Source organism: Paraburkholderia sp. GAS38 (assembly GCF_050434965.1).
Taxonomy (GTDB): domain Bacteria; phylum Pseudomonadota; class Gammaproteobacteria; order Burkholderiales; family Burkholderiaceae; genus Paraburkholderia; species Paraburkholderia phenazinium_A.
Genome location: NZ_JBNDJO010000018.1, coordinates 115,812 through 139,919, shown reverse-complemented (window position 1 = coordinate 139,919; position 24,108 = coordinate 115,812). Strand labels below are relative to the sequence as shown.

General features: G+C 57.3%; 19 protein-coding genes. 7 read left to right on the top strand and 12 right to left on the bottom strand.

Features of this window, described 5'->3' with window-relative positions:
- The first annotated feature begins 276 nt into the window (after positions 1–276).
- Positions 277–1,437 carry a porin gene (locus P3T42_RS32365; protein ID WP_083611622.1) on the top strand — a complete coding sequence of 387 codons (1,161 nt, stop codon included), beginning with the start codon at positions 277–279 and terminating at the stop codon, positions 1,435–1,437.
- A 457-nt stretch (positions 1,438–1,894) separates the two neighbouring features.
- On the opposite strand, the gene P3T42_RS32360 is transcribed toward P3T42_RS32365, so the two are convergent.
- From P3T42_RS32360 to P3T42_RS32310, 11 genes are all read right to left on the bottom strand, one after another.
- Positions 1,895–2,095, bottom strand: coding sequence for a hypothetical protein (locus P3T42_RS32360; RefSeq protein WP_143787663.1), 201 nt, complete (start codon positions 2,093–2,095; stop codon positions 1,895–1,897).
- A gap of 13 nt (positions 2,096–2,108) precedes the next feature.
- Complete coding sequence (locus tag P3T42_RS32355; RefSeq protein WP_074267520.1) at positions 2,109–3,563, bottom strand: NAD(P)(+) transhydrogenase (Re/Si-specific) subunit beta; 1,455 nt, start codon at positions 3,561–3,563, stop codon at positions 2,109–2,111.
- The gene (locus P3T42_RS32350) at positions 3,560–3,889 is read right to left on the bottom strand and encodes an NAD(P) transhydrogenase subunit alpha (RefSeq protein ID WP_074262435.1); all 330 of its coding nucleotides are present in this window, start codon (positions 3,887–3,889) and stop codon (positions 3,560–3,562) included. Before P3T42_RS32350 ends, P3T42_RS32355 begins: the two co-directional genes overlap by 4 nt.
- A 12-nt stretch (positions 3,890–3,901) precedes the next feature.
- Complete coding sequence (locus P3T42_RS32345) at positions 3,902–5,044, bottom strand: Re/Si-specific NAD(P)(+) transhydrogenase subunit alpha (protein ID WP_074267519.1); 1,143 nt, start codon at positions 5,042–5,044, stop codon at positions 3,902–3,904.
- A 301-nt stretch (positions 5,045–5,345) separates the two neighbouring features.
- Positions 5,346–5,666, bottom strand: coding sequence for a pyrimidine/purine nucleoside phosphorylase (locus P3T42_RS32340; RefSeq protein ID WP_074267518.1), 321 nt, complete (start codon positions 5,664–5,666; stop codon positions 5,346–5,348).
- 87 nt (positions 5,667–5,753) lie between these two features.
- Positions 5,754–6,461: an SDR family oxidoreductase gene (locus P3T42_RS32335; RefSeq protein WP_074267517.1), complete on the bottom strand. Its 708-nt coding sequence runs from the start codon at positions 6,459–6,461 to the stop codon at positions 5,754–5,756.
- Between the two features lie 195 nt (positions 6,462–6,656).
- The gene (locus P3T42_RS32330; protein WP_074267516.1) at positions 6,657–7,595 is read right to left on the bottom strand and encodes an electron transfer flavoprotein subunit alpha/FixB family protein; all 939 of its coding nucleotides are present in this window, start codon (positions 7,593–7,595) and stop codon (positions 6,657–6,659) included.
- Positions 7,596–7,608: 13 nt separating this feature from the next.
- Complete coding sequence (locus tag P3T42_RS32325) at positions 7,609–8,358, bottom strand: electron transfer flavoprotein subunit beta/FixA family protein (RefSeq protein ID WP_074267515.1); 750 nt, start codon at positions 8,356–8,358, stop codon at positions 7,609–7,611.
- A gap of 125 nt (positions 8,359–8,483) precedes the next feature.
- Entirely contained in the window at positions 8,484–9,656 is a 1,173-nt protein-coding gene (locus P3T42_RS32320) for an NAD(P)/FAD-dependent oxidoreductase (RefSeq protein WP_074267514.1), read from the bottom strand.
- 115 nt (positions 9,657–9,771) lie between these two features.
- Positions 9,772–11,400 carry a hydantoinase B/oxoprolinase family protein gene (locus P3T42_RS32315; protein WP_074267513.1) on the bottom strand — a complete coding sequence of 543 codons (1,629 nt, stop codon included), beginning with the start codon at positions 11,398–11,400 and terminating at the stop codon, positions 9,772–9,774.
- The gene (locus P3T42_RS32310; protein ID WP_074267512.1) at positions 11,397–13,508 is read right to left on the bottom strand and encodes a hydantoinase/oxoprolinase family protein; all 2,112 of its coding nucleotides are present in this window, start codon (positions 13,506–13,508) and stop codon (positions 11,397–11,399) included. Before P3T42_RS32310 ends, P3T42_RS32315 begins: the two co-directional genes overlap by 4 nt.
- Before the next feature lie 1,688 nt (positions 13,509–15,196).
- Between P3T42_RS32310 and P3T42_RS32305 the strand changes: the two genes are divergently transcribed.
- The 6 genes from P3T42_RS32305 to P3T42_RS32280 all read left to right on the top strand — a co-directional run bounded on the left by P3T42_RS32305 (position 15,197) and on the right by P3T42_RS32280 (position 21,965).
- On the top strand, positions 15,197–15,967 hold the full coding sequence (locus tag P3T42_RS32305) for an SDR family NAD(P)-dependent oxidoreductase (RefSeq protein WP_074267509.1): 771 nt from the start codon (positions 15,197–15,199) through the stop codon (positions 15,965–15,967).
- Positions 15,968–16,099: 132 nt separating this feature from the next.
- Positions 16,100–17,344 carry a CaiB/BaiF CoA transferase family protein gene (locus P3T42_RS32300; protein WP_074267508.1) on the top strand — a complete coding sequence of 415 codons (1,245 nt, stop codon included), beginning with the start codon at positions 16,100–16,102 and terminating at the stop codon, positions 17,342–17,344.
- Between the two features lie 27 nt (positions 17,345–17,371).
- Positions 17,372–18,538: an acyl-CoA dehydrogenase family protein gene (locus P3T42_RS32295; RefSeq protein WP_074267507.1), complete on the top strand. Its 1,167-nt coding sequence runs from the start codon at positions 17,372–17,374 to the stop codon at positions 18,536–18,538.
- A 22-nt stretch (positions 18,539–18,560) separates the two neighbouring features.
- Positions 18,561–19,586 (top strand): acyl-CoA dehydrogenase family protein, encoded by a 1,026-nt coding sequence (locus P3T42_RS32290; RefSeq protein WP_074267506.1) that lies wholly within the window; start codon positions 18,561–18,563, stop codon positions 19,584–19,586.
- A gap of 2 nt (positions 19,587–19,588) precedes the next feature.
- Positions 19,589–20,383 (top strand): crotonase/enoyl-CoA hydratase family protein, encoded by a 795-nt coding sequence (locus P3T42_RS32285; RefSeq protein ID WP_074267505.1) that lies wholly within the window; start codon positions 19,589–19,591, stop codon positions 20,381–20,383.
- 103 nt (positions 20,384–20,486) lie between these two features.
- Positions 20,487–21,965 (top strand): aldehyde dehydrogenase, encoded by a 1,479-nt coding sequence (locus P3T42_RS32280; protein WP_074267504.1) that lies wholly within the window; start codon positions 20,487–20,489, stop codon positions 21,963–21,965.
- Between the two features lie 1,190 nt (positions 21,966–23,155).
- Here P3T42_RS32280 and P3T42_RS32275 read toward each other — a convergent pair.
- Complete coding sequence (locus P3T42_RS32275) at positions 23,156–23,977, bottom strand: 3-hydroxybutyrate dehydrogenase (RefSeq protein ID WP_290439562.1); 822 nt, start codon at positions 23,975–23,977, stop codon at positions 23,156–23,158.
- Between the last annotated feature and the right edge of the window lie 131 nt (positions 23,978–24,108).

The window sequence follows — 24,108 nt, the reverse complement described above, 5'->3', positions numbered from 1 at the left end:
TTGCTAAATGCTCAAGTCACGGTTCCCGTTCATGGATTGACGTGCGAAGGATTTGCAAAATGTCCGGAGTTTCCCGCATTGCAAGCCGCTCCTCACAATTGGTTACCCGGTGAGGTCTATTGATATGCAGAATCGACGACATGGACAGGAGGCACCGGGCTTGACGAACAGATGCCGACACGGGGCATTGAAGTCACTGTCCAGTCAGAGTTTTGATTAGTTATACAAATTAAATCGTCGTTTGAGTGAAAACCAACCATGGAATAGGAGACCGCTGTGAGTAATTCTTCAGTCAACTTAAAGATCTCTGCAATTGCGCTCTCGTGCGCATTCTTCACACTCAGTGCGCAGGCACAGTCCACAGTAACTCTCTATGGCGCACTCGACGAAGGTCTCGACTACGTAACCAACAGCGGAGGGCATTCTCTTTGGCGCATGCGAGACGGCACATACGATGGCGTGTACGGCAGCCGATGGGGACTGAAGGGGAGCGAAGACCTCGGCGGAGGGCTCAGCGCCATTTTCAAGCTGGAGGCAGGTTTCAGCGTCGAAAATGGCCAGATGCGACAGGGGGGACTGGAATTCGGACGGCAGGCTTACGTCGGATTGTCAGACGACAAATACGGCACGCTTACGTTCGGGCGCCAGTACGATCCCGTTGTCGATTTCCTCCAGCCTATGACAGCAGGTGGCCAATTTGGCGGCCCGTTCGTCCATTCGGGCGATATCGACAATACGGACAACTCGTTCCGTGTAGACAACGCAATCAAATATGCTAGCCCGAAGATCGCTGGCGTAACGTTTGGCGGGATGTATTCGTTCTCAAACACCAATGCCGTCGGGCGGAGCACGACCGGACTCTGGGGCCTTGGAGCGAGCTACTCTTTCGGTCAATTTAATTTTGGCGGCGCTTACGAATACATCAAGGATCCAGGCGCCCTCCTCACGGACGGTGACTACGTGCCGAATACAACGGGGGCGGGGATCGGTGCGACCGGCCCCTTCAGCTACGTCGGACAGCCGGCCAGTCAACAAATCGTGGGCGCTGGGGTGTCCTATCTGATCGGTAACACAACGCTCGGCCTGGATTTCAGCGATACGAATTTTAAAGATGCGAACGGCACGACGAGCTCAGTGCGCTTCGACAATTACGAAGCGTTTGTACGCTACGCGATCAGCCCGGCGTTTTCTGTTGGTGGCGCCTATACGTACACCCACGGCAAGGTCAACTACAGCGGACAGGTTCCAATCTATCAATCAGTCGGGCTTGCGACGTCTTACGCACTTTCGAAAAGCACATCTCTCTACGCGATGGCCGTATGGCAGAAGGCAGTTGGCGGCGCCGGCGTGGCTGATATCCTCGACGGTGCAGTTGGCGATGCATCAACTAACAACCACCAATCGGTGGTCCGAATCGGCATTTATCACCTGTTCTAACAGACAAATTTCTCAACTTGAACCCAGCACCGACGTCGCGGATCTGCTTTAGCCCGAGCAGAAGCGACGCCGGCGTTTCGACGCGAGTCCCTTTAAAGCAGGGTCGCGATGGAGAACCAACCGTTGTCTGTAACGCGGTTCACAGCTGTGTTTAAACAGGTAGATTGGGCACACCGGTGGGCGAGCTGATCCATCAAACCCTGCACGTTTGACTAACTTTATTATGGATACCAAAACATGTGCCGTCCGAGCGGTACTGCGTGATGAGGACCATCACGAGACCGTACAGCAACTGACAGATCATCTCGGTCCCGACAATCTCATCGCGACTCAATGGCCGGTAGGCCACCCGGTCGATCGGGATCGCGAGCGATAACGCTGAAGCACGCCGTCGAAATCGCTAACAGGACTCGAAATCAGCAGCGGTAAAACCGCAAAACAGATGCGAAGATAGTGGTCATTCAGTTAGCAGATACGGGTGATGCCAGTCCATCCAGTCATACCATCCCGTTGTATTGACCCATGCCCACGTCGAACAATATTCCTTGGTAGCCGGCATAGCTACATCCCCTTCTCCGCTCAGTTGCTCATCTGCCCCTAACCCCGCTCGGCTTTCACCAAGATTCTTTACCGGCATTGTCATTGACTTCTCATTCATAGCCGGACTCCTTTTAAGCAGCACTCTTCACCATATCCTCGATCACCTTCTTCGCATCGCCGAAGACCATCATGGTCTTGTCCATGTAGAAGAGATCGTTGTCGAGCCCCGCGTAGCCGGCCGCCATCGAACGCTTGTTGACGATCACCGTGCGCGCCTTGTACGCCTCGATGATCGGCATGCCTGCAATCGGCGACTTCGGATCGTTCTTGGCCGCCGGATTTACCACGTCGTTCGCGCCGAGCACCAGCACCACGTCCACCTGGCCGAACTCGCTGTTGATGTCATCCATCTCGTAGACCATGTCGTAGGAGACTTCGGCTTCAGCGAGCAGCACGTTCATGTGTCCCGGCATGCGGCCTGCCACCGGGTGGATCGCGTACCGCACATCAATGCCCTTTTCGGTCAGCTTGTCCGTGAGTTCTTTCAGCGCATGCTGTGCGCGGGCCACGGCCAGACCATACCCCGGCACGATCACCACGGTTTCAGCGTTGCCCAGCATGAATGACGCATCCTCGGCCGAACCCGATTTGACCGGCCGCTGTTCCTGGGCCCCGCCCGCAGCCGCCGCGCCCGCCTCCGCGCCGAAACCGCCCAGCAGCACATTGAAGAATGAGCGGTTCATCGCGTGACACATGATGTACGACAGGATCGCACCGGACGACCCCACCAGCGAGCCTGCGATGATCAGCATCGGGTTATTCAGCGAGAACCCGATACCCGCCGCCGCCCAGCCCGAATACGAGTTGAGCATCGACACGACCACCGGCATATCCGCGCCGCCGATCGGGATGATGATCAGCACGCCCAGCGCGAACGCGATCAGCGTCATGATGATGAACGGCAGCCACGCTTGCGTCAGAAAGAAGATCACGCCGAAGCCGATCATGCCGATCGCCAGCATCAGGTTGATCAGATGCTGACCCGGATACACCACCGGCGCGCCCTGAAACAGGCGGAACTTGTACTTGCCCGAGAGCTTGCCGAACGCTATCACCGAACCGGAGAACGTAATCGCCCCGACGAAGGTGCCGATAAAGAGCTCAATCCGGTTGCCGTACGGCAGAAACCCCGGGATCGGATTGTCCGGATCGACGAGGCCGAACGCCGACGGCTCCGAGACGACCGCATAGGCAATGCACACGGCCGCGAGACCGATCAGCGAGTGCATGGCGGCGACCAGTTCGGGCATCTTGGTCATCTCGACGCGCGCGGCGACGAACGCTCCGATCGCGCCGCCTACCACCAGCGCCGCGAACAGCAGTCCGAGGCCCAGCCCGAGATTCGAGCCGAGTCCGGCCGCCTGCTTGAGGATCAACGCGATGGTGGTGAGGATCGCGATCGCCATCCCGGCCATACCGAACGTATTGCCGATGCGCGCGGTCTTCGGATTCGAGAGCCCTTTGAGCGCCTGAATGAAGCAGACCGAAGCAACCAGATAAAGCAGCGTGACGACGTTCAGACTCATTGCGCCTTCTCCTTTGCCGCTGCGGGAAGCTTCTTCGGCTCTTTCTTCTTGAACATCTCCAGCATTCGCCTGGTGACGAGGAAGCCGCCGAACACGTTGACTGCTGCCAGCCCGACCGCCAGGGTCCCGAAGAACTTGCCTGTGCCGCCCACCGTCAGGCCGGCCGCAAGCATCGCGCCCACAATGACGATCGCGGAAATCGCGTTGGTCACGGCCATCAGCGGCGTATGCAGTGCCGGGGTGACGTTCCAGACCACGTGGTAGCCCACGTAGATCGCCAGGATGAAGATGATCAGGTTGATGACCGTATGGTTGATGACTTCCATCGCGGGCTCCAGTTATGCCTTGCGCGTGACTTCGCCGTCACGGGCCAGCAGCGTGGCCGCGACGATGTCGTCCGCGAGATCGATGTTGAGTGCGCCTTCCTTGTTGATGATCAGCTTCAGGAAGTCGAGCAGGTTGCGTGCGTAGAGCGAGGAGGCGTCGGCGGCCACCATCGAGGCCAGGTTCGTGAAGCCGACGATCTGCACGCCGTTTCTGGTCACGATCTTGTCCGCTACGGTGAGCGGACAGTTGCCGCCGCGCTGGCCTTCGTACTCGGGGCCACGGCCAGCCGCCAGATCGATCAGCACGGAACCGGGTTTCATGGCCTGCACGGTTTCGACCGAGATCAGCGTCGGTGCAGGACGGCCGGGGATCAGCGCGGTCGTGATGACGATATCGGCCTGTTTGGCGCGTTCGTGGACGAGAGCGCCCTGGCGTTGGAGCCAGCTCGGCGGCATGGGCCGAGCATAACCGCCCACACCCTGTGCGGCCTCGCGCTCCTCGTCGGTCTCATACGGCACGTCGAGAAACTTGGCGCCGAGCGATTCGATCTGCTCTTTCACCGCCGGACGCACGTCCGAAGCTTCGATCACGGCGCCCAGGCGCTTGGCGGTCGCGATCGCCTGCAGACCCGCCACGCCGGCGCCGAGAATCAGCACACGCGCCGCTTTCACCGTGCCTGCGGCGGTCATCAGCATCGGCATGAAACGGGGGTAGAGATCGGCGGCGAGCAGCACGGCCTTGTAGCCGGCAATGTTGGCTTGCGACGACAGCACGTCGAGACTCTGCGCACGGGTCGTGCGCGGCGCGGCTTCCAGCGCAAAGGCCGTTACACCAGCCGTTGCGAGCTTCGCCGCGTTGTCGGCATTGAAAGGATCGAGCATGCCCACCAGCACCGCGCCGCGTTTCAGATGCGGCAGCTCGGTCTCAGTCGGCGATTGGACCTTGAGGACGAGATCGGCGCCAAAGGCGGTGGCTGCATCGACGATCTCCGCGCCTACCGCGCTGAAAGCCTCGTCAGGAAAGCTGGCGCCAGTTCCGGCGCCGCTCTGGATCGTGACCCGGTGGCCCTGCGATACGTATTTCTTGACCGTCTCGGGGGTGGCGGCAACGCGTGATTCGTGCGCTCGCGTCTCGGCTGGCACTCCTATGTGCATACATTCCTCTACTCATTGCCTTAAATCGGCGTGCCTGGTCATCGGGCACGTTCCACGTCAACGGCCGTTGCCCGCCTACTGGATAGGCCGACGTCCAATTGCACATTAGGGTTTGGGGAAACGTATCTAGGCGGTATGGTGGAACGAAGCCGTAAGACAGCGACCTCGAACCGTCAGCTCTACAGACCCTATCATTGACGTTGAGTCGTAACGTCCATCCTTTCTGGTGTCAACACAACGGATCGCCGATGATCAGCGCAGAAGCAGCGACCGCGGTCCACCTTCAAGCAGAGAGCAACCGTCAATCACGGAAGCTGCAGATATATTCGACCGTTTCAAATACATTTACCTCGATCGAGCTGTTGCGCGGGACTTCAAAGAAATCACCCGCACGATATTCGGTCCACTCAGCGCGATTCTTTTGTCGAACCGAACAATGACCAGCCAGGATCTCGAGTTCCTCATCCACTACTGAAGGAATCGTCAGTTTTCCACGAAGGAATACACCGAGCGTCTTTCTCGTCCCATCTGCAAAGATGACCGTGTGCGAAACGCATTTTTCGCCGAAGACATTCGCCCGCTTTACTACTGATACTCCTTCGTATTGCTTATCGTCTGGCATTCTGAAATATCCTTATATAACCGGTTTTTACACAGAAGGCTGGCAGGGCGCGCCAACCTTTTTCTGAATGTCACGCTGCACGAAATCTTACAGGGCTCGAACCAGCGCTCCATCGACACGGATATTTTGTCCGGTGATGTACCCCGCGCCTTCTGACAGCAGAAAGGCAACTGTCTTGGCGATTTCCTCGACGGTGCCGAGTCGCCCTGCCGGCAGGCCAGCAACAAATTCTTTCGGGGCGTCCTCCCAACTGTCAACGTAGCCGGGCAGTACAGAGTTGATACGAATATTCTTCGCCGCGTAACGCTCCGCGTACAGGTGCGTGAACGCACTCAACCCTGCTCGCAGCGTCGAAGAAACTGGCATGATCTGGAGCGGTGAATCAGCGGCAAAGCTGGAAATATTAACGACCGCGCCGCCTCCTTGTGATTCGAACACCGGTGTAACGCGCCGCAGCATACGGATGACGTTCAACAAGATGATGTCAAGACCGCTGCGCCACTGGTCATCGGTAAGAGTCAGCAGGTCGCCTTTCGGAGGGTGACCAGTATTGTTAACAACCGCATCGATTCGTCCGTATTTGTTAAGCGTTTCCCGAACCAGCCGATCAATGTCAGCGTCCTCTGTAACCGAGCCAGATAGACCGAAACCGCCCAGTTCTTCAGCGAGTTTCGCCGCGCTGCCCGACGGTGACATGAGGGCCACCCGATAACCGCTGGATGCGAGCTCCTGCGCAATCGCCCCCCCCATGCCTTTACCCGCAGCTGTGACGATAGCAACTTTTTCGGCACTCATACCACCTCCTTGTAGATAGTTTGGGAATTCACGCACGATGCGCCCGTGGAAGATCGACGTGTCTCCTTAAGACATGGTTCGGCTTTCAGTGAGGCTGGTAAGGTCAAAATCTTCGTGCAAATTCACAGTCCAAGCTCAACTTGATCATTTGAGATTTCGCGCTTTGCTGCACACACTCGAATCGCTGTGGGCCGTTTACAAATTCAGCTGATTGACGAGCTCGGGGACGTGGTCGAACAAGTCTCCCACCAGACCGTAGTCGGCGACGCTGAAAATCGGCGCTTCCGGGTCCTTGTTGATCGCCACGATGACCTTCGAGTCCTTCATGCCGGCCAGATGCTGGATCGCACCCGAGATGCCCACCGCGACGTACAGTTGCGGCGCGACGATCTTGCCCGTCTGGCCCACCTGATAGTCGTTCGGCACAAAGCCCGCGTCCACTGCGGCACGCGAGGCACCTAGTGCCGCGTTCAGCTTGTCCGCCAGCGGCTCGAGCACCTTCGTATAGTTCTCGCCACTGCCCAGACCCCGGCCACCGGAAACGATGATCGACGCCGACGTCAGCTCTGGACGGTCCAGCTTCGTGACTTCACGGCTCACGAACTGCGACAGGCCGCTGTCGGCTGCGGCTTCGATCTTCTCGACCGTTGCGCTGCCGCCTTCTGCTGCTACCGGGTCGAAGCCGGTGGAGCGCACCGTGATGACCTTGACCGGATCGCTCGACTGCACCGTTGCGATCGCATTGCCTGCGTAGATCGGGCGCTCGAACGTGTCGGCGGAATCCACGGCGGTGATATCGCTGATCTGTGCGACATCGAGCTTCGCGGCGATACGCGGGGCAATGTTCTTGCCGTAGGCGGTAGCCGGCGCGAGGATATGCGAGTAGTCCTTCGCAATGTTCAGCACCGTCGCTTCGACGTTTTCCGCGAGGCCTGCTTCGAGTTGCGGCGCATCGGCCAGCAACACCTTGGCGACACCTGCGACCTTGGCTGCAGCGTCGGCCGCGCCCTGCGCGTTGTGACCTGCCACCAGCACGTGCACATCGCCGCCAATCTTGGCTGCCGCTGCCACCGTGTTCAGCGTCGCAGCCTTCAGCGACGCGTTGTCGTGTTCCGCAATTACCAGAATCGTCATTTCGTCCGTCTCCTCACAGCACCTTGGCTTCGGTCTTGAGCTTCTCGACCAGCGTCTTCACATCGGCGACCTTCACGCCAGCGGAGCGCTTCGGCGGCTCGACAACCTTCAGCGTCTTCAGGCGCGGGGTCACGTCAACACCGAGGTCTTCCGGCTTGAGCGTCTCCAGCGGCTTCTTCTTCGCCTTCATGATGTTCGGCAGCGTGACGTAACGCGGCTCGTTCAGGCGCAGATCCGTGGTGACCACAGCCGGCAGCGTCAGCGCCAGCGTTTCCGCACCGCCGTCCACTTCGCGCGATACGGTTGCCTTGCCATCCGCCACGACAACCTTCGATGCAAATGTCGCCTGCGGCAACCCCGCCAAGGCAGCCAGCATCTGACCAGTCTGGTTCGAATCGTCGTCGATGGCCTGCTTGCCGAGAATGATCAGCGATGGCTGTTCCTTGTCGACCAGCGCCTTGAGCAGCTTGGCGACAGCCAGCGGCTGCAGTTCTTCCGACGACTCGATCAGGATCGCGCGGTCCGCGCCGATCGCGAGCGCCGTGCGCAACGTTTCCTGCGCCTGCGTCACGCCCGCCGACACAGCGATCACTTCGGTCGCCACGCCCGCTTCCCGCAGACGCACCGCCTCTTCCACGGCGATCTCGTCGAACGGATTCATCGACATCTTTACATTCGCAATGTCGACGCCCGTGCCATCCGATTTCACCCGGACTTTCACGTTGTAATCGACCACTCTCTTCACCGGCACCAATACTTTCATGTATGTCCTCTCATCGCCGCACACGACTGAATCGCAGCGTCGCTCTCCGCAAGTACGCGTCCAGACACGCGCTGACGGCGTTTCGCGCCGTCAGCGCGTGTCTTCCCCTTATATCCGGATGCTTGTCACACGACGTTTTTCTCGACAATCGGTTGGTTTTCCAACACCCTGGACCAACCGAGAGAAGAAACATCCAACGTTGTATAGCGACCATTTCTGATCAGCTCGCTCACAGCACGTCCCGTTGCAGGTCCATGTTGCAAACCATGACCACTGAAACCATTTGCAAAAACGCAATTCTCGACATCGGGGTGGTATCCGATGATGGCGTTTTGATCAAATACGTTGTACTCGTAATAGCCAGACCAGCAACTCTCGACTCTGAGCGCCTCAAACTGGGGAACCCGTTCTGCGAGTTTGGGCCACACGATCTCGTCGAAAAGTGCGTGATCTACTTCGTGCAGGGGCAAATCATCATGGTCATTCTCTGGCTTGGGTGCGATACCGCAAAGGTAACCGTTGCCTTCGGGTCGAAACCAGACGCCAGTAGGGTCAATCAGGAGAGGAGCGCGTTCTAGGACAGCAGGGGATGAAACGTTGAAAATGCTCCGACGGCGCGCGTGCACAGGGAGATCAATATCGAGCATCGCTGCGATGTTTCTAGCCCACGGCCCGGCTGCATTAACCAACGTGTCACATTCAAACTCCTCGCCGGAGGACGTCGCGACTCCGGTGGCCCGGCGAGCTTGCCTACGCACAGCGACAACTTCCAATGGAAAGTAGCGGGCACCTAGCGCCTGGGCCTTTTTCCTTAGTGCTTGAAGCACACCGTAGCTATCGAACCAGCCTTCACCTGAGACCCCGTACGAACCCGCTTCCAGATCGTCCACGTTCAGCCACGGAAACCGCTCAACCAGGCCCTTGCAATCCAGAAACGCAATGTTGGCTCCAAGACTATTCTGCATTGCGCAGTTCTCTCGCAGGACATCGGCCCCCTGCCGACCCGCAAGAAACAGATATCCGCCTTCATGCAGACTGGCCGTCGGTTTCGATCCGTTCACATCAAGAAGTTCTGGCATGGACCGAAGAAATTCGAGCCCGAAGCCCGACATCTGAACAGCCACCGCAGTCGAAAACTGCTGGCGAATCCCGGATCCAGAAAGCGCAGAAGACGAGCGAGCATAGCTCGGATCGCGCTCCAGGACCGTGACGGAGAGGCCGGGTTCATTCGCCAATAGAAAATAGGCCACTGCACTGCCAATCACTCCGCCGCCAATGATTACGACTTTCTGAGCCACTTTCGCTTCCTCCTATTGCTAACTAAGTGGTGATTCCGGATTACGTGGGCGATTGCGATCAGCCGTCCCCTATTGCGCAAGAGACAGCGAGTCGCCGACTCGTCTACCAAGGCCACTACCGGATCACGAGATCGTTTTCAACGTCGAGCCGTTCTGCGGTTTTGTCCCGCAACTTCGGGTTTCCAATGCCCCCGCCACCCGGCGTGCGTAATTGAATAACCTCGCCGGGCTGGATGACCTGCGTTCCCTTTCCTGCCATCACCCTGTCAGAGTCACGCATGCCAAGGTATCCGCTTGCACCGTCCTGACCTTCGTTACGGCCACGAGGAGGATGTTCTATCCGGTCAAAAGCAGCCAGAAGTTCTATAGGGCTGGAAGAAATATTCTCGATTTCGATATCGAGGCCGTTACCGCCGCGCCATTGACCTGCCCCCCCGGAACCGGGTCGCAGCTCTTTCTTCCAGAACATCAACGGCGTCGTGGTTTCCACAATCTCGATCGGCGTGCCTTTAACGCCGCTTGGGTACGCAGTCGCACTTAGCCCGTCTTTACCCGGACGCGCGCCGACGCCACCGTTTGTCACAATGCTACTGGCGAAAGCGCCGTTGCTACCGCCGTCGCGTCCACGGAAAGTCATAAGGTAAATGCACGATGTTCCTTCAGCGGGAACGCGGTCGGGAATCGCCTGGTGCAAACAGCCGAACACGACATCAGGAAGCATCTGGCCAACAATGTGCCGTGACGCTACGGGTGAAGGTTTCAGCGCATTAACAATAGAACCTTCTGGCGCAACTACGTCAAACAAGGATAGTGAGCCCGCGTTGTTAGGTATATGCGGCGCAACCGCGCAAGACAGTCCAAAAATTGCATAAGCTTTGGTATAGGACATCGGGCAGTTGATGCCCTTTCCCGATGCTGGCGAGGAGCCGGCAAAGTCAACAGCAATTCCCGATTCCGTGATCGTCGTCCTCGCAGTCAACGTAACAGGCTCGCTGTACCCGTCGATCGTCATGGAGCTTGTCCATGACCCCTTCGGCAGCTCCTTGACTGCGGCCAGCACCGCGGCACGCGAGCTTTCGAGAATATGTCGGCCGAGTTCGTCAAGGCTGTCCAGGTTGAACTCCCGCATCATGTCCGAAAGCCGCCGCGCACCGATTGCATTGCAATTCACAAGGGAATAGATATCTCCCTCCGTGTCGACCGGTGTACGTGTGTTGGCTTTGAAAATAGCCATCAACGTCTCGTTGAGCACACCCGCGTCAAAAAGCTTCATGAATGGCACTGCAAGCCCTTCCATGAAGACATCTGTCCCGTCTGGAACCGTCCCGATTCCCCCAATGTCCATCAGATGGCTTGTCGACGCGAACAATGCGACTAAGGTGCCGTCGTGGAAGGCTGGCGTCACCACCACGAGATCATTCAGGTGGCCCGTTCCCTTCCATGGATCGTTCGTACAATATACGTCCCCTGCCTTCATGCTATCTGCGGGGAACGCCTTGAGGAAGTGGCCAACCGATTCGGCCATTGAGTTGACGTGGCCAGGGGTACCCGTCACAGCCTGCGCCAGCATGCGTCCTTGAAGATCAAATACGCCTGCCGAGAGGTCTCCTGACTCGCGCACAATCGTACTGAACGCAGTTCGCAGCAGCGTCTGCGCCTGCTCTTCGACGACCGCCAGCAGTCTGTTCCACATGATCTGACGGCGGATCTCGTACAGTCCACCTTGCCTGACTTCCGATTTCATCTTGACTCTCCCTGGGAGACGCTCTTCTCGAGCACAATGCAGAGTCGATCGTTGACGGACGCGCTAAAGGTCGCTGGCACGAACGTCGTCGTCTCATATTCAGCGATAATGGCCGGCCCAGTAAGCGTGTTGCCGACTTCCATCTGTTCTCGCGCATAGACCGGAACGGTGATCGATTTGTCCGAGTCCGGGTCGAACAGGGTTCGTTCACCGACCGGTGTTGCCTCTGTCGCCGTCACCGGTCCCCTTCGCGTGATATCGGGCTTTTCCGCTATCGTGCTAACCGAAAACGTCCAAGTCAGTATTTCGACAATTGCGTGTGGAATTGCACGCGAGAACAATGCGATATATTCCTTTTCGAAAGCATCTCTAAGCGACTCCGCATCGCCTGCCGTCAACTCGCGCGCCGGCACACGCACCACGATCTCGTGTCCTTGGCCCTTGTAGCGCATGAATGCTTCGCATACTTCCACAAGTTCGCTGTCGCCCGCACCGGCGCGCACAACTGCACTGGCCTCCTGACGCATCTGGTCGATGAGTCGATTGGCCTGACCCGCATCGAATGTCGACAACGTCATGTAGCGGCTTCGTACGACCTCGAAAGCAATCGGCGCCCGGAGAAACCCGACCGCAGATCCCACACCGGCGTTTGCCGGGATGATCACCCTTCTCATTCCCAGCTTCTCGGCAAGACGAGCCGCGTGCAGGGGTGCCGCACCGCCGAAGGCAATCATCGTATGTGTCGCGATGTCTTTGCCGCGTTCCACAGAGTGCACTCGTGCAGCATTGGCCATGTTTTCATCGACCATTTCAAGGACACCGTAGGCCGAGTGGTGCACGGAAAGGTCGAGCTTCTGCCCGATCGCTCGTGTCAGGGCGGCTGCCGAGCGGTCCGGATAGAGCTTCATCTTGCCGCCAGCAAAACGATCGGGATCGATTCGACCGATGCAAAGATTCGAATCCGTGACCGTTGGCTCTTCTCCACCGCGACCATAACAGGCGGGCCCCGGCTCGGAGCCTGCGCTCTCGGGCCCGACCGCAATGCGCTTCAATGTGTCGACATGGGCAATGGACCCCCCCCCTGCACCGATCTCTATCATTTCGATCACGGGAATGCGCAACGGCAGTCCACTACCACGCAGGAATCGCGCTGCGCGGTCGACTTCGAAGGTGCGGGACGATTGAGGTTTCTGATCTTCGATGAGACAGATCTTCGCCGTGGTACCACCCATGTCGAACGAGACGACCTTGTGCTCGTCACATTGGGCCGCAACGTACGACGCAAGGATGGCACCGCCCGCCGGACCGCTCTCCACCAGGCGGATCGGGAAACGTGCGGCAGTCTCAAGGGTCGTCAGGCCACCACCCGACGTCATCAGGTACACCGGGCAATCGAAACCACGTGTTACGAGCTCCTTTCCGAGCCGCTGCAGATACCCCGCCATCAGCGGCTGCACATAGGCGTTTGCAACTGCTGTCGAGGTCCGTTCGTATTCGCGCACTTCGGGACAAACTTCGTACGAGAGAGTGACGGCAATGTCGGGACACTGTTCTGCAAGGATTTCCCGAACGCGCTGTTCGTGCTGCGGGTTGGCATACGAATGCAGCAACGCAACCGCGACGCTCTTGATCCCCATACGCCTGAGCTCGGGAGCCAATGCGTGAACCGACTTGTCGTCAAGTGGCAATACGACGTCGCCGCGCGCGTTGACACGCTCAATCACTGTGAATCGACGCGACCGCGGAATCAGCGCCGCGGGTTTGTCGATGAAAATGTCGTATTGATCAAAGCGTCCTTCGTCGGCGATGTCCAGGGTGTCCCTGAAACCTTCCGTGCCGATAACAGCGGTCAATGCACCCTTGCGCTCGATAATCGCATTGGTCGCGAGTGTCGTTCCGTGAATGAAAAGATCGACGTCAGACGGGGAGATTTCATGCTCCGCGAGCAAGGAAAGTGTGCCGTCGATCACTGCTCGCTCCGGCTCGCCAGGCGTCGTCAGCACCTTGCTTGTGAGTCGCTCGCCATCACGCTCCACTACGATGTCTGTAAAAGTACCGCCTATATCAGATGACAATCTCACGCGAGATTTTCTGTCTTTCGTGCTCATGTAATGCCCTTAATAGGTTGGCTGACTCTCAAAAGCTCGCGATTGAAGCGCATGTACTCACGTCAATACTGGCTTCGAGAACCACCACGCGAATGCATGTCGTACAGTCACCGCTACCGGATAGCTCATGGCGCCGAGCGCATCGCCACGCGTCCGGTCTCAGGCGGGAACACACACCATGCGCCGTCGTCGTGCCTGAAAAAAAAGAGTCCAACCGAGCCTGCAGGTCGGAGTATTTCGACACGCACATAGCACCTCTGATTCGAGCGCGTGCGACTGAATCGGGTCACCCGAACCGGTGTCGAAAGAGTCGGCACAAGCCATTTCTCGACCTGCAAACGCAATGATCTCGCTGCTACATTCACCTTCGTCTCCTTCAACTGCCAATTTTCAACTCGGGGCAGGAAACTTACGTATCGGAGTGCGCTGATAACGCGACGCCAACGACCAAAAGTCGCCTGCGGAATTGCGAGAACTCGGACATTTTGCGAATCCCTCGAATAGCCTGATGGTCAATGGAAAGCGCGGGCTCAAGCTCAAGCTCGGAACGATGCGGCCTACCTCGTGAGTACCGACGATGATGTTCCGTATTCGGACCATAAGTTTCATATCGGACCACAATTCAATTATAGGCGGGGAATTTTTCTGAAAACAACTAAATTCTGTAAAGGTCAGCGCAAACCCTAACGTTGTGACGATATGGCCTCGCGGTAGATACAGCGTCAGGGGGATACCCCTAGAATACGACTCGAGCGCACATAGATGCGCCGCTCGTGACAGCGTTGTGGCTGGCACGCTACCCCGGCGGGCCGATTCGACTGACAAAACAAGGCACCAATGCCCGGAGATCCGGACAGTCCTGGTCTGGCTTTTGTTAGGGGCCGCGGTGGGGTTGTCGGACTGGCGCCAGAGTCCCGTCTAAAACGACTTTCGGCAACCTATATGCGCGTGGCATTTATAGAGGAGTGCGAAGTAATAATTCAAGATGCCGATAAATTTCATGATATGAAATCCCCAATCCTGAACGCATCCAAACCACTCCCACCGAAAGACATCGCCGTCGGGTGTCAACCACACCAATCGCCGCCTAGGGCAAAGGCACTGCATCGCTAGAGCCACATCGCGGCAAGAGGTGTCGGAAACCGCGATCTACGCTTGGTTAGCGACGGGTACGCGCATCCATCGCGGGTTGCGCGACTTCCGGACACCGTCGGTGGGCAACGACGGCAGACGCCAGCTTGAATCCTTCAAAACCGAGTGTTTATATTCCTTGGACATTCCTTACGTATCCGCTTCCTTCAGGACACGCTGGCTTTGGATATGCCCTAGCGGTGCGTCAACAGCTACCCCGCTACCGCTTTTTCCGCTATCAGACTCCCGCGCCTGCGGTTTACCCGCCCTGGTAATGACCCTGCCCCACGGTCTCGTCGTGGTCCTTTGTCTCGCACTCCTCCCCACCATACATCGGGTGCCCGCGTTTCCCGCGTCGACGCCGCACATTTCTTGCGCGTTGACATCCCTGATTGGGTGAAATAGACTGTTCTCCATTCAGACCATTAGTCTCGCATGAGAACAAATTCATTGCGAAATATTCTCTGCCAGAAACTTTCGCGACAACGACTCCGAGAACCTCCAGTCGAGTCGTCGCGGCCCGCGACAGGAAAATTCACCGAATCGGGAGCACGAAGATGAAATCCCTCGAAGGTAGAAAGGCACTCGTGGTTGCGGGTGCGAAGGGCATTGCCAAGGCGTGTGTAGAACGATTTGCCGCTGCTGGAGCAGAAGTCTGTTTCTCCGATATCAACGCCCAGGCCGGCTTTGCGCTCGCTGAAAAACTTCAGGAGGCCGGCTATAAGGCAAGCTTCTTCGTGTCAGATGCGGGTGATTCGAAACAGGTCCGGGAACTGGTGAAGTCGGCTATTGACACGATGGGCACCATCGATGTTCTGCTTAACAGTGCAGGCGTGGCAACGCCGCAGGATCTGCTTGACATCACCGAAGAGGAATATGACCGGACGCTCAACGTCAATCTGAAATCGGCATTTGTGGCGAGTCAGGAAGTGGCACGCCACCTTCTGGCCAATAAGAGCACGGGGGTGATCATCAACATGTCCTCGGTCAATTCCGTCATGACGATTCCCAGCATCCTGGTCTACAACGTCTCGAAGGGCGGCATCAACCAGCTGACGAGAAACATGGCGGTCACGCTAGCTCCTCATGGCATCCGCGTGAATGCAATCGGTCCTGGCACCATCGAAACTGAGCTCGTGCGATCGACCGTGTTGTCGTCCGAAGAAGCCATGGCGAAGATCATGTCACGCACACCGATGGGTAGGCTCGGCCAACCGGAGGAAATGGCCTCGATCGCCGTGTTCCTCGCGAGTGATGAGTCATCCTATATCACCGGACAAATCATCTTCGCAGATGGCGGCCGTATGGGTCTCAACTACACCTGCTGACAGTGGCTAGACACTGTCGTCTGACACGCATGTTGACGTGACGGTCTGCCGACAGGAAGGGAGCGCCACCATGATGTCCGAAGCCACGCAACAGGTAGCTCGCAGCCAAAGCAGAAAATTTCAATACTGAGTATGAAGGACGGAGGAGACAAAATGGCCAGTGCATTGTCTGAGATCAGAGTATTAGACCTGTCGCGCGTGTTGGCGGGTCCATGGGCGGCTCAGACGCTTGGAGACATGGGTGCAGAAGTCATCAAAGTTGAGCGTCCCAATACTGGTGATGACACGCGCACTTGGGGGCCGCCTTACGTGAAGGACGCAAACGGCGAACTGACCCGAGAGTCGGCCTATTTCATGTGCACGAATCGCAACAAGAAGTCCGTCACTATCGACTTCACCCGCCCCGAAGGTCAGGAGCTTGTGAGGCAACTAGCAGCGAAATCGGACATTGTTATCGAGAACTTCAAGGTAGGTGGCCTCAAGCAGTACGGTCTCGACTACGCGTCCCTAAGCGCTATTAATCCACGTCTCATCTATTGCTCGATTACTGGCTTTGGACAAACTGGCCCCTATGCGCCTCGGCCAGGCTATGACTTTCTGATCCAGGCCATGGGTGGCCTGATGAGCATCACCGGTCATGGCGATAGCGAGCCGGGTGGTGGCCCGATGAAGGTCGGCGTGGCTTTGACGGATGTTATGACCGGGCTATATGCAGCCATCGCAATCTTGGGTGCACTTGCCGCCCGGAGCGGCACGGGTCGCGGTCAGCACATCGACATGAGTCTGCTCGATGTCCAGGTGGCCTGCCTCGCTAATCAGGCTATGAACTACCTTCATGGCGGTGTCATTCCAGGACGCCTCGGCAACGCTCACCCGAACGTAGTTCCCTACCAGGACTTTCCGACTGCCGATGGGAACATGATCCTGGCTATCGGTAACGACACCCAGTTTGCAAAGCTCTGTGCGGTGCTTGAACGGCCGGAACTGCTGTCCGACAGTCGCTTCGCGTCTAACGCCGCTCGCGTCGCGAATCGCAACGAGCTAGTCCAGACCCTGCGCGACATTACCGTTCAACGTACGACAGACACCTGGCTCGCCCAACTCGAATCGACTGGTGTGCCAAGTGGACCCGTCAACACGCTTGATCGCGTATTCCGCGATCCTCAGGTCATCCACCGCAACCTCAAAATCGAAATGGAGCATACCCAGGCGGGGCCTCTCCCCCTCCTTGCCAGCCCGGTGCGGCTGTCGGACACGCCCGTGGAATATCGGTTGCCCCCGCCCCTCCTGGGCGAGCACACCAACGACGTGCTTTCAACGGTCCTCAATCTCACCCCTGAAGTGCTGGCCCGTCTCACCTCCGAAAACGTTATCTGAGGACTATCCAAACCCGACGGTGAAACCATGATCGAATCACTTGACTATGTCTGTCTCCCGGACGAAGCGGAAGCCTTACGCAGCGAGGTTCGCGCCTTCCTGGCCGAGCACCTCATGAATGTTCCGGCGAACCAACGTGCCCGCTCTTGGATGGGCTTCTCCGCAGAATTTAGTCGAGCCTTGGGCCGCCGTGGCTGGCTCGGTTTAACGTTGCCGCGCAGCTACGGAAGCGCAGAACTGGGTGCATTTTCTCGCTTTGTTCTTGTAGAAGAACTACTTAACGCGGGGGCACCGGTCGGTGCCCACTGGATTGCCGACCGTCAAAGCGGCCCGCTCATCTTGTCGTACGGAACTGAAGCCCAGAAGCAATTTTATCTGCCCCGCATTAGCCGAGGCGAAGCGTTCTTTTGCATCGGCATGAGCGAGCCCAATGTTGGATCCGATTTGGCGAGTGTCCGTACCCAGGCACGCCGCACGAGTGACGGCTGGATTCTATCTGGGCAAAAAATCTGGACAACGCAGGCGCATCGATCACATTACATGATCGCACTAGTGCGGACCTCGGGATCGCCGGAGGACCGCCAGAAAGGTCTTTCGCAGCTCATTGTCGATCTTTCGCTTCCAGGGGTGGTCGTGCGGCCAATCAGGGATCTAACAGGCGACAGCCACTTCTGTGAAGTGTTTTTCGACGATGTGCATCTTGGCGGAGACGCCCTCATTGGAACAGAAGGGGATGGGTGGCGACAGGTGACCGCCGAACTGGCCTTTGAGCGCAGCGGTCCTGAACGGATCTATTCCAGCATCGTGCTGCTGAATGAGTGGGCTAGCTATCTGCGGCGGTGTGGAGCAATCGATCGTCTCGAATACGTCGCAGCAGGCCGACTTCTGAGTTCGCTTGTCACGCTTCGGGCAATGTCCATTTCAATCGTCGCGAAACTTCAGGCAGGTGAAAGTCCGGCGACCGTGGCCGCGTTGACGAAAGACCTCGGCACGGAGTTCGAACAGCTAGTGCCCGCTGTGATCGCCGACCTCGTGTCGGCAGTAGACAGCAGAACCGGACACGACGGGCCGCCATCCCCGGAGTTGCTTCAGACACTCGCATACATCACACACGTCGCGCCCTCGTTCTCTCTCCGGGGCGGTACGCGCGAGATTTTGCGCGGAATGATTGCCCGTGGTTTGGGTCTGCGCTAAATCTGCCGGAAGGAGACCTCGCATGAACGATATTTTTGCAGACTCATTTGATCGCCTTCTCGCGGGCGAGTGCCCGGCAAGTACCGTCCGGCAAATCGAGTCAGGAGAAAGCTTTTCCGGCCTCTGGGAAGCGCTGACCGAGAGCGCCTTTGCAGACCTGCTAGTGCCCGAGAGCGCCGGCGGCGCCGGACTATCGCTGCTCGATGCATCACCACTGATTGCTGCATGCGGCCGATATGCCCTTCCCGTGCCTTTGGCGTACACCATGCTCGTGCGTGCGTTGCTCGACCGCAAAAACCTCGAGACGCTCGCGGGTCCCGTTACGATTGCGGCAAGCGCTGTCAGGCACACCGGAGACGTGTTCCATTGTGACAATGTACCGTTCGGTCACGTCAGTGAATGGATCATGGTGGAGGAAAGCGGGCTTTGCCAGTTGTGGTCACTTGAAGCCGCCGATGTCGAAAGTGACGGCATTGAGGGAAGTCTCGACGCGTCGGCGACGTGGTCAAAGCGGCCTCGCTCGATCCCTCTTTTCTGCAACGGAACGCGAATGTCTGGTGCCGCTGTCACCGCGCTGTTGATCTCCGGCGCGCTGGAAAAAGTGCTGGAAATGACGATTTCCCATGCAAACGAACGCTCACAGTTCGGTCGCCCCATAGGCAAGTTTCAGGCAATCCAGCAACAGGTCAGTGTATTGGCAGAACTGACCTTTGCAGCACGAATGGCTTCCCGATTGGCGTGTTCTCCGTCGAGTGCGACACCAATCGCCAGCGGCGTCGCAATAGCTAAAGCTTACGCGAGTCAGGCCGCAGCTACTGCTGCCAGTATCGCCCACGCCGTCCATGGAGCAATCGGCATTACGGCTGAACACGACCTGAATCTATACACGCGCAGGTTGCACGCGTGGCGTCGCGCATTCGGAGCCGAAACGGCCTGGTATGCCGAGATCGGCGCGGCTTGGCTTGGTGGCAACGATTCTGCTCTCGATTTTGTTCGAAACGCAATTCCGCCCAGTGCGTCGTACGCCGACTCAACCAGTGAGTTATGACCATGACCAACTTTCTTGAAGTCACACGCGACGGTGCAGTGCTTACCTTGGCAATGAATGCGCCAGACACGCGCAACGCGCTCACGGGCAATACGGCCATACCGGAGTTTCTTGCTGAATGCGATCGGATCAACAGCGACGTGTCCATACGGGCAGTCATCATTACCGGATATAACGGTATGTTCTGTTCCGGGGGTAACCTCAAGGACATGCGGCGATATTTCGATGACGAGCTCACTCAAGCGCAGATCGCAATCGAGTATCGCACCGGAATACAGCGCCTCACGCGTGCCATCTACGGTCTGGATGTCCCAACCATTGCCGCAGTGAACGGCCCAGCCATTGGTGCTGGCTGCGACCTTAGTTGTATGTGCGATATCCGCATCGCTTCGGAGAGAGCAACTTTCGCCGAGAGCTTCATCAAGGTCGGAATTGTTCCGGGGGATGGCGGTGCATGGTTGTTGACCCGAACTATCGGTCGTTCTCGCGCGGCCGAAATGGCTTTCACTGGCGACATGCTCAGCGCCGATGAGGCACTACGGATTGGCCTCGTTTCTCAGGTCGTTTCATCGGAGGACCTGCTGGAAGCGGCCCAAAAGCTTGCTGCCCGAATCGTTCGCCACCCCGGGGCAACGCTGCGAATGACCAAACGGCTGATGCGCGAAAGTCAAGATAGTGGACTGGATACGATACTCGAAATGTCGGCGACTATGCAGGCCCTGGCGCACAAGTCACCGGAGCACCGCGAGGCAGTGACGGCGTTCATCGAGAAACGCGCCCCTCGATTCCCGGAGTGACCTCTGCGTACGCCGAGAAATAACCGCCAAGTGCAAATTTACTATCGCTAAGTCCCCGCGACGACACACTGAGCAAGGGGCCATCTCATACGGAGAAGAAGTTATGCAACGTTACCAAATGTACATCAATGGTGAGTCCCGCGCTTCGGTGAACGGCGAATGGTTCGAAACAGAAAACCCCTTTACAGGTGAAGCCTGGGCAGAGGTCGCCAGAGGAAGCCGCACTGATGTCGATCATGCCGTGAATGCGGCTCACGCCGCATTCGTCTCAGGGCCATGGGCGCAAATGTCTGCAAGTCAACGAGGCATGCTGCTACACCGTGTTGGTGACCTGATCGCACGCGACGCCAGGCGGCTCGCCGAACTTGAGGTACGCGATAACGGCAAACTCATGGCCGAGATGTATGCCCAATGCCAGTACATCCCGCAGTGGTACTATTACTTTGGCGGCCTCGCCGACAAGATTCAGGGAAGCGTTATTCCGCTCGATAAAAAGGGCTTTTTCAACTTTACTCGTCATGAACCTCTGGGCGTGGTTGCCGCCATCACGCCATGGAACTCGCCTCTCCTTTTGGCATCCTGGAAAATCGCTCCCGCACTTGCTGCGGGCTGCACTGTTGTCATCAAGCCATCGGAATTCACATCCGTCTCAACGATTGAATTTGCGAAGCTGTTCGAGGAAGCTGGTTTTCCGCCGGGAGTAATCAACGTCGTCACCGGCTTTGGCGCCGATGTCGGAGCCCCCCTGGTCGAACATCCGCTGGTCAAGAAAATCACGTTCACCGGTGCCGAGACGACCGGCAGAGCCGTTAACGAAGCAGCGGCACGTCAGTTCAAGCACGTCAGCCTTGAACTCGGCGGTAAATCTCCGAATATCGTATTCGAGGATGCGGACCTCGAAGATGCTGTGAACGGTGCGGTGTCCGGCATCTTCGCGGCAACGGGTCAGACGTGCATCGCTGGATCACGTCTTCTTGTTCAGGAAAGCATTTACGACGAATTTGTAGATAGGCTGCTGACCCTCGCTCGCACTGCGCGAATGGGGGATCCGTCAAGCCCGGATACACAAGTTGGCCCCGTGACCACTCGACCGCAGTATAAGAAAGTCCTCTCCTATATCGATATAGCAAAGCAGGATGGTGCGACACTGCTGCTGGGCGGCAAGCCGGGCACCGCGCCTGAATGTGGGAATGGATGGTTCGTTGAGCCTACCATTTTCGGAAATGTCAGCAACAGTATGCGCATTGCACAGGAAGAAGTCTTTGGCCCGATTCTCTCTGTTATCAAGTTCAAGAACGAGGACGAGGCCGTTTCGATCGCAAACGACGTCCGTTTCGGCTTGGGTTCGGGGGTATGGACAAAAGACATCGGTCGCTCAATTCGCATGTCAGAGAAGATTCAAGCTGGCATCGTGTGGGTGAACACTTATCGCGCTGTCAGCTACATGTCGCCATTTGGGGGATACAAAGAGTCCGGTCTGGGCCGTGAGAACGGTATCGACGCGATCAGGGAATACCTACAAACCAAGAGTGTCTGGATCAACAGCGGCGTCAAGACGACAAACCCGTTCATATTGCGCTGAATCTAGTGAGACCAGGTTGCACGCGAGACCCAGTTCATCAGTTCGAGATGGCGAGTGATCCTAGCCAACCGCGAAACGACATGGGCTCGAACAGCTTCCCGGGATTCGGATGCTGAAGTACCCCTTCCTACGATGAGCTCATTTTGATGGATACGACTTCTGGCTGCGTGTACGGCCTGCGCGAGTCAATGAAATATAACGGCTGCGCCCCTTGAATCAGACCTGGCCGGAAGAGGTAACCTCGATGACAAGGGCCAGACCTTTCACGTGGCGATAGACCGCGAGCAACGGGAAGTGTGTGGCACTGACGTCAAGGGCCGCCGCGCGCTACCTAAACACAGTCAAAGACGACTGTGACCTGGTCACGCGATAAACGCATCATGCCGTCAGTGGATGTGTCGACTTCCCTCACCTGCTTGCCCTGGCTACTACAGTACGCTTTGGCACGGCCCGTGGCCGAATTCTTTACACTTGCCCATGAAATAAATTCCGAGTTAAGGTTGCCGCGCGCCGACACGGCCCAGTGCCCGTGCTCTGTCGAAGTTACGTCCGAGCTGGTCGCGCATCCCGCAAGCGCGATAGCATAAAGTATGGGTAATGTTAGTCGCATTTTTTAAATCTAAACTTTTATGGATTCCTGATCACCATTTTTTATCAGCGGATCGATTGTCGCCTTGATCGCCCACAACTCGATGGCCCTGTTTATCTCCGGTTGTCAAAGTGACCGTATCTCCTCCGCAGTGTATTTTTATTACTCATGAAAAGGAATTCCTAAACCGGTAACTAACTGTTAGCACCCGTGCAAAACTGCCCCAGTCGCTGATGTGGGAGCGGATCGACAGCGAGGCCCTTGTGATCCACTTTCTTCCGCCGAAGGCGGAAGACTCGAGTGGTGAAGCGGTCGTGGCGCAAGAGGTTGCCATTCCGATTGGCGCTACCTGCTGCGGCGCCGTGGGTGACAGAGGGGCTACATCCGGAACTCGTAGCCTCGGCCACAAGGGAAGAAGATGCATACGTGGAGATGAATACGGCCGACGCGTGTGTCTCCTCAAACCGCACGTGCGAAATGGGTTTGAGACACGTCACCGGATGACCCTACGAGTCGTTTGTTTTCAGTCTCGAAGAGTGCACCCGGGAGACGTGAAGCATCGCGGAATTTTGTGGCATGACATGCGCGCTTCGATGCGACCTTATTGCGCGCTCCATCCGCCATCGATTTGCAGCGCGGATCCTCGCATCTCATTGGCGGATGGGGAGCACAAGAATACGGCGAGATCGCCGATTTGATCAGGAGTTACAAATTGCTGAGAGGGTTGTTTTTCTCCAAGAAATCTCGCACTTGCTTCGTCTGGCGACAGCGATTCACGCACAGCGAAATCGTCGATTTGCTTCTGCAATAGAGGTGTCAACACCATACCGGGGCAAATAGCATTCACCGTGACACCTGAGCGTGCGCTTTCCAGCGCGGCGACCTTTGTCAATCCAACGACGCCGTGCTTTGCTGCTACATATGCAGATTTCCCAACAGAGCCGACAAGGCCGTGAACCGACGCGATATTGATGACCCGTCCCCAACCCCGTTCGCGCATCGCTGGTAGTGCGAGCCGCATTGTGTGAAATGCCGAACTCAGGTTGATGGCGATGATTGAATCCCAGCTTGCCACAGGAAACAAATCGATCCGCTCGACAAACTGGATTCCGGCATTGTTGACCAGTATGTCGACACCGCCAAACGTTTGGACTGCAAAATTTATCATTGCTTCGATTTCGGCCGGCCTCGTCATATCAGCGGCGTGATGCACGACGTTCACGCCCGACGTTTCGACCGTGGCAACGGCTTCTTTAACGTCGCCGAATCCGTTCAACACCAGGTTCGCACCCGCACGGGCCAAGGCGGTTGCAATTCCCAGCCCGATGCCACTCGTCGATCCGGTAACGACGGCCGCTTTGCCTGCGAGGAATCTGGAATCAGAAATTTTCATATGCAGTGTTAGACAGTAGTGGGAAAACATGGGGATATCGCCCCGGCATTGCAGTGCGTACAGACCACTGCGGTCACTTTGCATCGGAATTGCGGTGCGTGAGACGTAAAGACTAAATCGATCCGCCCGATCGTAATGCACCTCTTGCCGCTACACGGGCG

Coding starts and splice junctions, on each gene's coding strand:
- P3T42_RS32275 (WP_290439562.1), bottom strand. CDS start 23,977: ATGTTTTCCCACTACTGTCTAACACTGCATATGAAAATTTCTGATTCC.
- P3T42_RS32335 (WP_074267517.1), bottom strand. CDS start 6,461: ATGAGTGCCGAAAAAGTTGCTATCGTCACAGCTGCGGGTAAAGGCATG.
- P3T42_RS32280 (WP_074267504.1), top strand. CDS start 20,487: ATGCAACGTTACCAAATGTACATCAATGGTGAGTCCCGCGCTTCGGTG.
- P3T42_RS32360 (WP_143787663.1), bottom strand. CDS start 2,095: ATGAATGAGAAGTCAATGACAATGCCGGTAAAGAATCTTGGTGAAAGC.
- P3T42_RS32355 (WP_074267520.1), bottom strand. CDS start 3,563: ATGAGTCTGAACGTCGTCACGCTGCTTTATCTGGTTGCTTCGGTCTGC.
- P3T42_RS32285 (WP_074267505.1), top strand. CDS start 19,589: ATGACCAACTTTCTTGAAGTCACACGCGACGGTGCAGTGCTTACCTTG.
- P3T42_RS32295 (WP_074267507.1), top strand. CDS start 17,372: ATGATCGAATCACTTGACTATGTCTGTCTCCCGGACGAAGCGGAAGCC.
- P3T42_RS32325 (WP_074267515.1), bottom strand. CDS start 8,358: ATGAAAGTATTGGTGCCGGTGAAGAGAGTGGTCGATTACAACGTGAAA.
- P3T42_RS32300 (WP_074267508.1), top strand. CDS start 16,100: ATGAAGGACGGAGGAGACAAAATGGCCAGTGCATTGTCTGAGATCAGA.
- P3T42_RS32340 (WP_074267518.1), bottom strand. CDS start 5,666: ATGCCAGACGATAAGCAATACGAAGGAGTATCAGTAGTAAAGCGGGCG.
- P3T42_RS32290 (WP_074267506.1), top strand. CDS start 18,561: ATGAACGATATTTTTGCAGACTCATTTGATCGCCTTCTCGCGGGCGAG.
- P3T42_RS32345 (WP_074267519.1), bottom strand. CDS start 5,044: ATGCACATAGGAGTGCCAGCCGAGACGCGAGCGCACGAATCACGCGTT.
- P3T42_RS32305 (WP_074267509.1), top strand. CDS start 15,197: ATGAAATCCCTCGAAGGTAGAAAGGCACTCGTGGTTGCGGGTGCGAAG.
- P3T42_RS32310 (WP_074267512.1), bottom strand. CDS start 13,508: ATGAGCACGAAAGACAGAAAATCTCGCGTGAGATTGTCATCTGATATA.
- P3T42_RS32315 (WP_074267513.1), bottom strand. CDS start 11,400: ATGAAATCGGAAGTCAGGCAAGGTGGACTGTACGAGATCCGCCGTCAG.
- P3T42_RS32330 (WP_074267516.1), bottom strand. CDS start 7,595: ATGACGATTCTGGTAATTGCGGAACACGACAACGCGTCGCTGAAGGCT.
- P3T42_RS32350 (WP_074262435.1), bottom strand. CDS start 3,889: ATGGAAGTCATCAACCATACGGTCATCAACCTGATCATCTTCATCCTG.